The organism is Novosphingobium sp., assembly GCF_027531025.1.
Classification (GTDB): domain Bacteria; phylum Pseudomonadota; class Alphaproteobacteria; order Sphingomonadales; family Sphingomonadaceae; genus Novosphingobium.
This window is the reverse complement of sequence record NZ_JAPZQX010000003.1, coordinates 291,178-304,108: the sequence shown is the minus strand read 5'-3', so window position 1 is coordinate 304,108 and position 12,931 is coordinate 291,178. Positions and strand designations below refer to the sequence as shown.

Genomic DNA, 12,931 nt, shown 5'->3' with positions numbered 1-12,931 from the left:
TCCCTTGCGGGGCCGCAATTCCGGGGCAACCCGGCACCGGCAGACTGGTGTGGACAGGTGGCCGAGTGGTTAAAGGCAGCAGACTGTAAATCTGCCCGCGCAAGCGTACGCTAGTTCGAATCTAGCCCTGTCCACCACCATCCCCTAGTGACCGACCGATGATCAGGGGATTCGCCACATGAGCCGCAATCGAGACAGCAAACCCAGCCGCGCCCTTCGGGGTCGTGCGGGCCGCATGCAGGGCGGACGTGGCTCGGGCCGGGCCAGCGCGGGCGCCGTGCGCCTGTGGGGCCGCCACGCGGTCGAAGCCGCCCTCCTCAATCCCAACCGCCGCCACCGCAAGCTCTGGGCGACCCGCGAAGGGGTCGCATCGCTTGATGGCGAGCTGCCGGCCGATTTTCCGGTCGAGTACGCCCAGGCCGCCGACCTTGCCCGGCTGGTTGCCCGTGACGCGCCACACCAAGGGCTGGTGCTCGATTGCGATGCGCTGGAAGACATCTTCCTCGACGAGGTGCTGGACGGCGATCCGGCCCGGCCGATCGTCGTGCTCGACCAGGTGACCGATCCGCACAATGTCGGCGCGATCATGCGTTCGGCCGCTGCGTTCAATGCCGCCGCCATCGTCACGCAGGATCGCCACTCGCCGCCCGAATCGGGCACCCTCGCCAAGTCTGCTTCTGGTGCGCTTGAGGTACTGCCGTGGGTACGTGTGGTGAACCTGGCCCGTGCCCTTGAGGACATGTCAGAGGCCGGTTACTGGCGCATCGGGCTTGATGGCGAAGGCCAGGTGACGCTGGGCGATGCCCTGCCGACCGGTCCCGTTGCCCTGGTGCTCGGTGCCGAGGGCGAAGGGATGCGCCACAACATCATGCAGCACTGCGATGCCATCGCCCGCCTGCCGATGTCGGGCGCGGTGGAAAGCCTCAACGTATCGAACGCCGCCGCAATCGCGCTCTATGCGCTGGCCGCCCGCCCGCAGGAGTAATGCCCATGACCGGTCCCGCCCGCCGCATCGCCGCCACGCTGGTGGCTGCCGCCACGCTGCTCCTGAGCGCATGTTTTGTCTCGCCCGGAAGCTTCACTTCGGCGATCGATCTCAGGAAAGACGGCCGTTTCAGCTATTCCTATGCGGGTGAAATCTACCTGCTGGGCCTCAGCAATCTGGCGGAAATGGGCAGGAAATCGAAGTGGAACGAGCCGTTCAAGGCCGAACCCTGTCACAACGATGATCCCGATATGACCGAGCGCGCCTGTTCGAAGGACGAGATCGCAGACCAGAAGGCCGACTGGGAAGAAAACCGCAAGGCTGATTCGGAACGCCAGAAGCGCGATGCCGAAATGATGAAGGTGATGCTGGGCGGGATCGATCCCAGCAATCCCCAGGCGGCCGAGGAGCTGGCCGCGCGCCTGCGCAAGCAGGCCGGCTGGCGCAGCGTCGTTTACAAGGGCGATGGGCTGTTCGTGGTCGATTTCGCGATCAGCGGACGGCTTGATCACGATTTCCAGTTCCCGACGATGGAACGCTTCCCGATGGCCAATGCCTTCGTGGTCCTGAACAAGCGTGCTGACGGATCCGTACGGATGGATGCCCCTGCCTTTGGCCAGCCAGGCCAGAACAATCCCATGGCCAATTTCGCCCAGTTCGCGGCATTGGGAGCGGGCAAGTCGGGCGATGACGAGGCGATGCCCAAGCTGCCAGAACTCAACGGCACACTGGTCCTGACCACCGACGGCACGATCCTCGCCAACAATACCGACGATGGTCCGGCGGCAACCACGACCGGCCAGCGGCTGGAATGGAAGGTGACCCCGCGTTCGGCCACGACACCGACCGCACTGGTGCGGCTGGGAAGCTGAGGTTCGTCAATGGCACACGATATTTCCCCCCTTGCCCAACCCTTTCCCGCCATCCCGCCGATTGCCGGCGTAACCCCGCGCGTCGCGCGCGCCGGATACAAGGATTGGGGCCGCTGCGACCTGACCTATGTCGAACTGGCCGAAGGCACCGCCGTCGCGGGTGTGTTTACCCGCAATGTCTGCTGCTCATCCGAAGTCGAACTGGGCCGCCAGAATGTGGCGCAGGGTCGCGCCCGCGCATTGGTGGTCAATGCCGGCAATTCCAACGCCTTCACCGGCTATCGCGGGCGCGAGGCGGTCGAGGCGATCATGGCGCAGGTTTCGGCCCACCTGGGTTGCCCGCCGGAGCAGGTGTTCGTTTCCTCTACCGGGGTGATCGGCGTCCCACTGCCCAAGGACAAGGCGAAGGCCGGGATCGAAGCGGCCTTGCTGGCCCAGCCCTGTGACTGGGAAACCGCTGCCAACACCATCGGCACCACCGATACCTTCGCCAAGGGGGCCATGGCTCAGGCGGTGATCGATGGCCGCACGGTCACCCTCGGGGCGATCATCAAGGGCAGCGGCATGATCGCGCCCGACATGGCGACCATGCTGGGTTACATTTTCACCGATGCTGCTGTGGAGCCAGCTTTCCTGCAGGCGTTGCTATCGGCCGCCAACCAGCAGACCTTTTCCTGCATCACGGTTGATAGCGACACCTCAACCAGCGACACGGTGCTGGCCTTCGCCACCGGTGCGGCGGGCAATGCGCCGCTGGCTTCGTTCGACAGTCCGGGAGCCGATGCCTTTGCCGCCGCGCTGAACGACGTTTGCCGCCAGCTCGCCCACCTCGTCGTGCGCGATGGCGAAGGCGCGCAGAAGTTCATCGCTGTCACCGTGAGCGGCGCGGTGAGCGATGAAAGCGCCCGCAAGGTGGGTCTCGCCATCGCCAATTCGCCGCTGGTCAAGACCGCCATTGCTGGCGAGGACGCCAATTGGGGCCGCGTGGTCATGGCCGTCGGCAAGGCGGGCGAACTGGCCGACCGCGATCGGCTGTCAATCGGCTTTGGCGGCTCCTGGGCCGCGCGCGATGGCCAGCCGCTGGCCGATTATGACGAAGCGCCGGTCGCCGCCCATCTCAAGGGCCAGGACATCAGCATCGAGGTTGACCTGGGCCTGGGCGAAGGCCGGGCAACGGTGTGGACCTGCGACCTGACCCACGGCTACATCTCGATCAACGCGGATTACCGTTCGTGAGCACGGCGCTCGACGCGGCCGTGCTGGCCGTGATCAAGGATGCGGCAGCCCGGGCGGTGATGCCCCGCTACCAACAGCTTGAAGCCCACGAGGTGATCGACAAGTCGCCCGGCGAGCTTGTCACCGTCGCCGACCGCGAGGCCGAAGAGATCCTCGCCGAAGGGCTCGCACGGATCCTGCCCGAAGCCGCCATCGTTGGCGAGGAAGCCTGCGAGGCAAACCCCGCGCTGATGGACCGGCTGGGCGATGCGCTGTGCTGGATCATCGACCCGATCGACGGCACCAGCAATTTCGCCGCCGGCAAGCCTCCCTTCGGGATCATGGTCGCCCTTGCGGAAGCCGGAGAGACGATTGGCGGCTGGATCTACGATCCTCTGCACGGCCGGTTCTGCACCGCGCACAAGGGCCATGGCGCCTTCATCGACGGCAGCGCGGTCACCGCCCGGACCTCCGGCCAGACTCCGCCCATAGCCGCCATTTCGCTGGTCTTTGCCGATCCCACGCGGCGCGAGGCGCTGAAAACGCACATCGCCCCGCACTATACCCTGGTCGATATCCCGCGCTGTGCGGCCGAGCAGTATCCGCGGATCGTGCTGGGCCAGAATGACATCACGATCTTCGAGCGGACCCTGGCCTGGGATCACGCCGCCGGGGTCCTGTTCCTGAACGAAGCGGGCGGCAAGGTCGCCCGGCCCGATGGCGCGCCCTATCGCGTCGATCAGCACCTGCGGCCCAGCCTGATCGGCGCCGCCAGCCCAGCCCTGTGGGACGAGCTGGCGGAGCGGATGGCTGCGCTTTAGAGTATGCTTTCCAGCCAGCCCTTGAGCTGGCTCTTTGGCGCAGCACCCAGCTTGTGGGCCACGGCCTCACCGTTCTTAAACAGCACGAGCAGCGGGATCGACTGGACGCCGATCTTTGCCGCCACGTCGGTGTTCTCCATGATGTCCACCTTGGCGATGGTCACCTTGTCTGCCAGTTCCTCGCTTATCTCTTCAAGCGCCGGGGCGATCATCTTGCAGGGACCGCACCAGTCGGCCCAGAAATCGACCAGCACGGGCTTGTCGGAATTGAGGACGTCGGCGTCGAAGCTGGCATCGGTAACGGCTTTGGTGGCCATGGGGGAATCTCCTGATCTGTTGCCTGCCAATTTAGGACTTCACCCGGCCTTGGCAATCGCGGGTGCTCAAAAGCTTTCCTGCGGCGCGGTCAATGCCTGCTTGTGCAGGTTCAACAGGTCTGCCGGGATCGTCAGCAGGCGCGGCTGCTGGGTGTAGAGCAGTGCGGCCTCGACCGAGCGCCCCGGATAGGTCACCTCAAGCGCGGCAGCATAGGCCGCCATTTGCCGCAGGATCGCCACCGGCACCTCGTCCAGCGCGGCGGGCGGGCGGCGGGCGGTCTTGAAATCGACCAGCCGGATCCGCTCCGGCTCGATCAGCAGCCGGTCGATCGTGCCGGCCACAACCTGTCCCGCCACCACGGCGGCGATCGGGACTTCGGCCAGTGCGGCAGGGCCAAAAAGGCCGGCCCAGGCTGGCTCAGCGAGGACCTTCAAGGCGGAATCGACCATTTCAGCGCGGGCCGGGCCATCAAGGTCAGCGGCCTGCTGCGCGAGCCACGCTTGCGCCGCCGCCTTGCGCTCGGCTGCGGGGAGTTCGGGCAGGCGTTCAAGCAGGCGGTGCAGCAGCACCCCGCGCCGCGCGGCCGCAGCGCCCGCAGCGCCCGCACCGGGCGGGAATGGCGGGTCGCTGGCAAGGTCCTCGCCCAAGGCCGATGGAGCGAGGGGCTTCGGTGGGCGCGGTTCGGCGGCAACAGCGCGCTCGGCCCAGGGCGGGAGCAGTCCCAGGTCCCGGGCCTCGCCACTCCGCGGTGGCACTGCCACTTCAGCCTGAGCGCCGTGGAGCTTGATCCCGCCCCACAACGGGTCGGATTGCCAATCACCAGCAAACAGCGGCTCCAGCCGGGCATACCAGCTGTCGGGTTTGGGCGCCTTCTCACGGCCAGAGAGCGCACCGCCGATGAACAGGGCTTCCTCGGCGCGGGTCATGGCCACGTACAGCAGCCGCCAGTGTTCCTGCAGTTCCTCTCGCGTGACGTGCGCGCGTTCCTCGGCGAGGCGGCCCAGTTCCTGGCCTTTCGGCAGGGGCGGCATCGGGATACGACGCGGATTGTCCGCCGGGCTGGCCGGATCGGTGATTTCCAGCGGGCTAGGCTTGCCCCCGGCCGGATCATCGGCCGCATCGGCCAGGATCACGATGGGAGCCTGCAAGCCCTTCGATCCGTGCACGGTCATCACCCGCACCTCGTCGCGAGCCTTGCCGGATTCGCGCTTCAGTTCGCCTTCACCGGCATCGAACCAGCGAATGAACCCGTTCAGGCTCGGCACATTGCCCGCCGAATAGGCGCTGGCGGCGTTGAGCAGTTCATCGATCGGATCGTTGGCTTCGGTCCCCAGCCGCGCGACCAGCCGTTGCCGACCCTGCCAGGGCCCGACCAGCAACCAATGGAGCAGCGCCTGGGGCGGCTCGTAATCGGCAATCCTCAGCAGTTCGGCAATCTGCGCCCAGGCCCTTTCGACCACCGGTTCCCCGCGCGTCGCGCGCAAGTGATCGAACAGCCGCACGCCATCGGGCCGCCAGCCGTGCCGCATCAGTTCGTCCTGGCTCCAGCCCAGCATCGGCGAAACCAGGAGATTTGCCAGGTTCAGGTCATCGAGCGGCAAGGCGGCAAAGCGCAGCGCCGCCATCAGGTCGCGCACGGCCAGCGGCGCCGCCAGCCGCAACCGGTCAACCCCGGCCACGGGTACGCTCGCGGCATGCAACCGCGCCACGATCAGCCCGGCCAGTTCCTTGCGCTTGCGCACCAGCACCATGATGTCACCGGCCGTGGCCCGGCGTGCCTTGCCCGGCGCTTCGCCCTTGACCAGCGGAAAGCCCTGTTCCAGCCAGTCGCGGACCTGCCGCGCGATCTTGTCCGCCAGCTTGCGATCGCTGCGCGAGAGCCAGCCTTCATCGCCCTCGTCATCCGCCTCGGCCGGGGTATCCTCGGCGGCATCGGCTTCGGATTCCGCTCCGATCACGCGCCAGAGCGTGACCAGGCCCGGACGATCCTCGCCGAGGTGCGGTGCCGACGGGATTGCCAGCCCCAGCCCTTCGTGCCCGATGGCGTCAATCGTGCGATCGACGAAGGCCAGAATCTCATGCGCGGTGCGAAAGCTCTGCCCCAGATCGAGGTCCTGCAGGCTGCGCGTCGCAAGGTTCCTCTGCAAGGAGCGGATATTGGCCGCCAGACCATCGAGCTGTGCCCGTACGCGCTCCTTGGCGCGGGCGAAGTTCTCGGGGCTGGTGCCCTGGAAACGGAAAATGGCCTGCTTGTAATCGCCCACCACGAACAGCGTCCGCAGCTTTTCGCCGTGGGCGCCCTCGCCGCTGAAGAAATCGCCGGTCAGGGCGTCGATGATCTGCCACTGCGCGGCATTGGTATCCTGGGCTTCGTCCACCAGGATATGATCGAAGCGGCGATCCAGCTTGTAGCGAATCCATTCGGCCAGTTCATGCCTGTTCAGCAGGGCCGCCGCCCGGCGGATCTGGTCATCGAAATCGATGAACCCGGCCCGCGCCTTGGCCTCGTCCCAGGCCAGCGCGAATTTGCGCCCCACTTCGAGCGCCGGGGTAAGGAAATCTGCGAGATCGAGCAGTGTCGCCAGGTCCCTGATGGCGAGGCGGGCCACCAGCACCTGATTGGCCGCATCGCCGAAATGCTCTTCGAACTTCGCGAGGCTGGTTTCGTCCTTGACCGTGTCCTTTTGCGTAAAGAGCACCTTGTGCAGGTCTGGCAGACGCTCGAGCCGCTCGGCGGGACCGGCCGACAGCCAGTCGGCAATCACGATCCGGCCATCCTGACCCTTCTTGCCGTTCCACTGCGAATAAGCCGACAGGCACAGGCGCAAGGCATCGACCGGGAACCGGTCATCCCCGCATAGCGCCAGCAAGTCATCCCGGCTGACATCGCCCGGCAGGCCCAGCACCCGCAGAACCCCATCGCGCATCGGCGGTTGCCAGCTACCCGGCCCTTCCCAGGCCTCGCGCGCCGTGGCGCAGCGCAGCAGCCAGGCGGGTACCTTGTCAGGCCCCATCCGGATCGACAGGGCTTCCAGCGCGGAAAGCGTGGCCGTGTCGTGGCTCGACTCGGCCTGTTCGACCAGTGCGGCCAGCACTTCGCGCAGCAGCAGTTCGCGGTCGCGGTCCTCCATCGCCTTGACGCCGGGAAGCAGCCCCGCCTCGCTGGGGAAAGCGGAGAGCAGCCATTGCGAAAAGGCATGGATCGTGGCGATCCGCAGCCCGCCGCCGGGGCAATCGAGCACTTCGGCAAAGAGGCGGCGCGCCCGCTCGCGCGCGGCTGGCCCGGATGCTGCCCCGATCGCCTCGAGGTCCTTGAACAGGTCATTCTCCGAGGCACGGACCCAACGGGCCAGCACTTCGTTGATGCGGGTCGCCATTTCGGTCGCCCCGGCCTTGGTAAAGGTCAGGCACAGGATCTGTTCGGGCCGCACTCCGTCATCGAGCAGGAGCCGCAGGACACGCGCCGACAGCACCTGGGTCTTGCCCGTTCCGGCCGAGGCGGAAAGCCACACCACTTCGCCCGGCGCGACGGCCGGCACCTGGTTGCCGCGCAGGGGATAGACCCGGCTCATGCCCCGTCCTCGCTGCGCGCCTGCCACTCATCGAGCCGCATCAGCTGGTCGAAATCGTTATAGCCGCCGATGTCGGGGTTGAGACGGGCCGTGAACGGCGCATCACCCCTGATCCAAGTTTCGATTGCCTCGCGCAGGTAGTCTTCGGTCTTGCTGAGGAATTCGGCGCGCGGCAGGCCGGACTTTTTCTGGCCATCCTTCACCGGTTCGGACGAGTATCCGAACCCGGTCTCGCTTTTGACGCTCTTGCCAAACGACCAGTATTCGAACCCGTCAGGATCGCCCGCCACGCCAGTGAAACCGCCATCGGCGGCGATCAGGCCCAGGGTGCCAAGCTGCAGGGCAAAGCCGTTCTCAACCATCTTCCCCGATGGGGGCGTGCCGGTCTTGTAGTCGACCACAACCAGCTTGCCGTCGGCCTTGCGGTCGATCCGGTCCACCCGGCCGTGGATCCTGACCCCGGCCAGCTGCATTTCGCCCCGGGCCTCGCTGGCGATCACCTCGCGGCCTTCGCCCCGGTCCCTGGCGATCTGGGCATCGACCCACTCGAGCCCCTTTTGCAGGCGCGGCCACCAAAGGCTGCGGACCACCGGGTGGGCTTCCAGCCTGGCCAGTTCGGCCTTGGCGATGCTCACCAGCGCACCTGCCTGACCGCCCTCCTTGTGCCAGCGTTCCATCACGGCGTGGACGACCGTGCCCTGCCAGGCCGCCGAGGGATCGGCATCGAGCGGATCGAGGCGCTTCAGCCGCAGGATGGCCCCGGCATAGAACTGGTAGGGATCGCTGCGCAGCCGGTCGATCGCCGTCACGGCCAGCGGCACATCGCGCTGCACTGCGGTTGGCCTTGGCTTTGGTTGCGGATAGGCTGGCGCTGTGCTTGCCCGGTCCAGCTGCCGGGCGAGGTCGATTGCCGTATGCTCGCGGTGACTGGCTGCCAGTTCGCCCAGCATCGCCTCGACCCGCAGGACGAAGCGGCTGGGGATCACCGGCCCGCCCTCGCCGCGCTGGGCCCAGCTGAGCACCACCTCGGGCGCGCCAAGTGCAGCCGCCAGGTCGTGCGCTGAAAGGCCGATGCGAAACTCGCCGCCCGGCACGCCCAGGGCGCGCAGCACGGCAGGCGGAAGCAGGGGTTCGGGGCTGGGCGCAGCGGGCCAGGTTCCTTCGACCAGGCCGGCACAGATCACCAGATCGGCCCGGCTCATCCGCGCTTCCAGCAGGCCATAGATCGCCACGCGCGGATGGCCGCCCCAAGGTGGGCGGACGGCAACGCGGTCCATCGCCTCGCGCAGGACGCGCGGTAGATCGGCGGGGGGCAGCGCAGTGCCGACCGCTGCGGCAGCCTCGCGCAGTTCCTCGAGCCAGGCCGCCAGCGCGCGGCCATCGGCTTCGCCCCAGATCCGCGGGCCGCAAAGGGCCTCGGCAGCGGTTGCCAGCCGGTCGAGCGCGTCGGCGAGTGGCAGTTGCTCGGGCAGGTCGGTCAGCGGGGTGAGAACCAGCTCGACCTCCTGCCACCAGGCCGCGATCGCGCTGCCGGCACCGCGCTTTTGCTGCCGTTCGACCGCCGCCTGGATCGGATGGAAGCCCGGCGCGGGCCGCGGGCCGCGCAGGGCAAGGTCCAATGCGCGCACATAGTCGAGCCAGGCCGCACGCCCTTCCCCCGCCCCCACAAAGGGATGGCCGAGCAGCGCGAGCAGCGGAACCGGAGCGATCCGCGTGGCGGCGACCTCGGCCAGCAGCAGCAGGACCCGCCCCGCTGTCGTCTGCGGCAGCGGCTGGCCGGCGGTATCGTCGGCCTGGACGTTCCAGCGGCGGAGATGGGCGACAACCCGGGCCGCCAGACCGCGATCGGGCGTGACCAACGCGACCCGCTTTTCCGGCACTTCCAGCGCCTCGCGGATCAGCAGGGCGATGGCCTGGGCCTCTTCCCCTGGGTGGGCGGTTTCCATCAGGCGAACGCCGGCAAGGCGGCGCTGATCGGGCTTCAGCCTGACCCAGCCCGCACTGCCTTCAGGCGGCAGGAACAGGTTGCTTATCGCCTTGCTGCGCTCGGGCGGAGCGGCGGCCAGACCGGCCCGGTGCCAGGGCTCGACCTCGTCGCGGGCAACGCCCATCCGGTTAAGCAGCAGCTTGAGGTGATATTGCGGATGGGTGAGCGCGTCACGGTCACCAAAGGGTGCCTCACCGGGCACTTGCGGTACACCAGCCTGCCCCAAAGCGTCCCACACGGACTGCTCAAGCGCCAGGTCAAGGTCGGGCAGGATCACCGCCCCGCCGGGCAGCCGCGCCACCACCGCCAGCAGCCGCGCCAGCGCAGGCGAAGCGCTGGTGATCCCGGCGGCCACCACCGGATAGGGTGGCGGCGATGCCGCCCAGCGCCGCGCGGCATGTTCGAACAGCAGGTTGCGCCGGACCGGAGCATCGACCTCGCCCCGCGCGGCCAGCTCGGCCAGCCAGAGCGCCTGGACGCGGGCGAAGGCGCGGGTCGAATGCCGCCAATGCTCGGCCAGTTCCCCGACGATCCCCGCGACGCGCTCCTGGAGCAGGTCCCCCAGCTCGATCCCCTCGACCGACAGGCGGTCCATCGTCCGCGCGGTCTCGAAGGCGAGGTTGAGCAGACCCGAACTTCTCAAGCGATCTTCACCGACCTCTGGTCGAAGCAATTCGGCCAGCCGCAGCCAGCGCCGCACCGGATCGGCTGCCGGTGGAATGGCAGCCCCTGCCCCCAGCGGATCGAGCAGCGGTCCGAGCGTCTCGTCAAGGTCGAGGTCGCCCACCACCGCCATGCGCGGCAGCAGCATGCCGCCGCCCGACAGGCGCACGAAGGCTTCGGTGACGATGCGTTCGGCGCGGCGATTGGGCAGCAGCAGGGTGAGCCGCGCCAGGCCCAGCTCCTTGTCCGCGTAACGCGGGATCAGGCCCGCTACCAGCGCATCGGCAAAGCCGCGGTGCGCGGCGATCGAATAGACCCGTGGTCCGGCCCGTTCAGCCATCGGCGAGGTGCATCTGGGCCAGCCGGGCCTCGGTCAGGGCAATCGCCTCGGGATAGCCGACATCGAACCATTCGCCCTGGTGGACCAGCCCGAAGCAGCGCCCCGCCGCGATCGCGCGATCCCAGAACAGGTTGGTGGAGAACACCTCGCCCGGCGGATCGACGATCAGGCGTTTGGAGAGCAGCTGCACCCCGGTCCAATCAAAGCCGCGCGGCTGTTTCGGACCCTCGCGCGACAGGCTTCCGTCCGCGCCCAGGTCGAAATCGCCGATGCCCTTGCTGTTGTTCGCGCGTTCATGCGGCACGACCAGCATCAGCACGTCCATCCGTCCGCCATCCCAGGCCTTGGCCAGCCGAACCAGCGGGTTCTCGCTGGCCCAAGTGAACCAGTTGTCGGCATTGATGCAGAAGAAAGGATCATCGGGGATGAGGGGCAGGGCCTGGACCAGCCCGCCGCCGGTATCGCGCAAAAGGGCGCGCTCGTCCGAGATCGTCACGTCGAACCGGCCGCGCTGTCCGGCCAGATGCGCCTCGATCTGGTCGGGCAGGTAATGGACATTGACGACGATCCGCCCCACCCCGGCATCGGCCAGGAGGTCCAGCACGTGATCGAGCAGCGTGGTTCCGGCCACTTCGATCAGCGGCTTGGGGCAATTGGCGGTCAGCGGCATCATCCGCGTGCCCTTGCCCGCCGCCATGATCATCGCCGTGCCGGGCAATGTGGTCATACCGGCCAGGTTCCCCCGCCCGCTGCGCGCAAATGCGCCGGGATATTGGCATCGAACCAGCGCGCCACCGGGGCCAGCGCCGGATGGGCCAGATCGCGTTCGAGCAGCGCCCAGACGCGCGGGATGTAATTCAGGTAACGCGGCTTGCCATCACGCTTCCACAGCCGCACGAAAATGCCGACGATCTTGGCATTCCGCTGCGCCCCGAGGCGGGCATAATCGGCGAGGAAATCCGGGCCAGCTCCCACCTTGCCGATGTAGTATTCGAGCATTTCCGCTTCGAGCGCGGGCGCCACGTCGCGCCGGGCATCCTGCAGCAGCGAAACCAGGTCATAGGCCGGATGGCCAACCAGCGCGTCCTGGAAATCGAGCAGGCCCTGGCTGTGCAGCGAGCCGAGCAGCATGATGTTTTCGGCATGGTAATCGCGCAGCACCACCACACCGGGGCGCTGGCGCGGCAACATCGGGCCGAGCACCTCTTCCCAGGCCGCAGCATAGCCCGGTCCATCGACATAGAGGTTCTGCGCCGGGCAATACCAGTCCACCAGCAGCTTCGCCTCGCGCTGGTATTCGGCCAGCGAATAGTCGCGGAATGGCCCCGGCGGCAAACGGTGGAGTTCGACCAGGGCATCGATCGCCGCCTGATAGACCGCGCGCTCGTCATCCGCCCACTGATCAAGATACTCACGCATCCGTACTTCGCCGAAGTCTTCCAGCAGCACCAGCCCGCGCGGCGCATCCTCGGCCAGGATCCGCGGGGCGCGCAGACCATTGGCATCGAGCCACTTGGCCGCGCGCAGGAACGGCGCGGGATCTTCTTCCGGCGGCGGCGCGTCCATCAGCATGGCGGTCTTGTCGCCCCGCCGGATCCGGAAATAGCGCCGGAACGAGGCATCGCCAGCCAGCGGGTGCACCTCGGCCCCGGCCCAGCCGGCGGCGGCGAGAAAGGCATCGAGCCCATCGGGAAGCTTCACGTCCATCCCTCTCGCCCTAGCCAATCGGCGCCGGGTTCCACAATCGCAATCCGGCCCGTTTCCGCAGTTTCGATCCTGATCGAGAGGCAGGCCGGTTCATGGGCGAAACCGCCCGCATGCTCGGGCCATTCGGCCAGCAGCGCGGCACCCTGACGATAGTCGTCGAGGCCCAGTTCCTCGGCCTCTTCCGGCCGTTCGAGCCGATAGAAATCGGCATGGACCAGCGGCAGCCGCACGGCGGGAGGATCGTAAGTCTCGATGATCGCGAAACTGGGCGACGGCACTTCGCCCGTATGGCCCAGCGCGGCGATGATCGCGCGGGCCAGGGTGGTCTTGCCCGCACCCAGCCCGCCGGACAGCGCCACAACATCGCCGGGGCGCAGCGCGGCGGCGATCCGCTGGCCCAGCGCGGCAGTCGCGGCCAGATCGGGCAGTGCAATCTTCATGCCCCGTCCCT

10 protein-coding genes and 1 tRNA gene are annotated in these 12,931 nt (G+C 67.6%); 5 read left to right on the top strand and 6 right to left on the bottom strand.

Annotation, left to right across the window (positions count from 1 at the left end; all coding sequences use genetic code 11):
* Positions 1 to 51 precede the first annotated feature (51 nt).
* The 5 genes from O9281_RS04510 to O9281_RS04490 all read left to right on the top strand — a co-directional run bounded on the left by O9281_RS04510 (position 52) and on the right by O9281_RS04490 (position 3,893).
* Positions 52 to 137: transfer RNA gene (locus O9281_RS04510), tRNA-Tyr, on the top strand.
* A gap of 41 nt (positions 138 to 178) precedes the next feature.
* Complete coding sequence (gene rlmB, locus O9281_RS04505) at positions 179 to 985, top strand: 23S rRNA (guanosine(2251)-2'-O)-methyltransferase RlmB (protein WP_298183320.1); 807 nt, start codon at positions 179 to 181, stop codon at positions 983 to 985.
* Positions 986 to 990: 5 nt separating this feature from the next.
* The gene (locus tag O9281_RS04500; protein ID WP_298183318.1) at positions 991 to 1,857 is read left to right on the top strand and encodes a hypothetical protein; all 867 of its coding nucleotides are present in this window, start codon (positions 991 to 993) and stop codon (positions 1,855 to 1,857) included.
* Between the two features lie 9 nt (positions 1,858 to 1,866).
* On the top strand, positions 1,867 to 3,093 hold the full coding sequence (argJ, locus tag O9281_RS04495) for a bifunctional glutamate N-acetyltransferase/amino-acid acetyltransferase ArgJ (protein ID WP_298183316.1): 1,227 nt from the start codon (positions 1,867 to 1,869) through the stop codon (positions 3,091 to 3,093).
* Positions 3,090 to 3,893 (top strand): inositol monophosphatase family protein, encoded by an 804-nt coding sequence (locus O9281_RS04490; protein WP_298183314.1) that lies wholly within the window; start codon positions 3,090 to 3,092, stop codon positions 3,891 to 3,893. Before argJ ends, O9281_RS04490 begins: the two co-directional genes overlap by 4 nt.
* Here O9281_RS04490 and trxA read toward each other — a convergent pair.
* From trxA to tsaE, 6 genes are all read right to left on the bottom strand, one after another.
* Positions 3,890 to 4,210 carry a thioredoxin gene (gene trxA / locus O9281_RS04485; RefSeq protein ID WP_298183312.1) on the bottom strand — a complete coding sequence of 107 codons (321 nt, stop codon included), beginning with the start codon at positions 4,208 to 4,210 and terminating at the stop codon, positions 3,890 to 3,892. The genes O9281_RS04490 and trxA overlap by 4 nt on opposite strands.
* 66 nt (positions 4,211 to 4,276) lie before the next feature.
* The gene (addA, locus tag O9281_RS04480) at positions 4,277 to 7,783 is read right to left on the bottom strand and encodes a double-strand break repair helicase AddA (RefSeq protein ID WP_298183310.1); all 3,507 of its coding nucleotides are present in this window, start codon (positions 7,781 to 7,783) and stop codon (positions 4,277 to 4,279) included.
* Positions 7,780 to 10,773, bottom strand: coding sequence for a double-strand break repair protein AddB (gene addB, locus O9281_RS04475; RefSeq protein WP_298183308.1), 2,994 nt, complete (start codon positions 10,771 to 10,773; stop codon positions 7,780 to 7,782). Before addB ends, addA begins: the two co-directional genes overlap by 4 nt.
* Positions 10,766 to 11,500, bottom strand: a complete 735-nt coding sequence (locus tag O9281_RS04470) for a nucleotidyltransferase family protein (RefSeq protein WP_298183305.1) — start codon at positions 11,498 to 11,500, stop codon at positions 10,766 to 10,768. Before O9281_RS04470 ends, addB begins: the two co-directional genes overlap by 8 nt.
* Complete coding sequence (locus O9281_RS04465; protein ID WP_298183303.1) at positions 11,497 to 12,480, bottom strand: phosphotransferase; 984 nt, start codon at positions 12,478 to 12,480, stop codon at positions 11,497 to 11,499. The genes O9281_RS04470 and O9281_RS04465 overlap by 4 nt, the downstream gene beginning before the upstream one ends.
* A complete protein-coding gene (gene tsaE / locus O9281_RS04460) occupies positions 12,471 to 12,920 on the bottom strand; it encodes a tRNA (adenosine(37)-N6)-threonylcarbamoyltransferase complex ATPase subunit type 1 TsaE (RefSeq protein ID WP_298183301.1) in 450 nt (149 codons plus the stop codon). The genes O9281_RS04465 and tsaE overlap by 10 nt, the downstream gene beginning before the upstream one ends.
* Between the last annotated feature and the right edge of the window lie 11 nt (positions 12,921 to 12,931).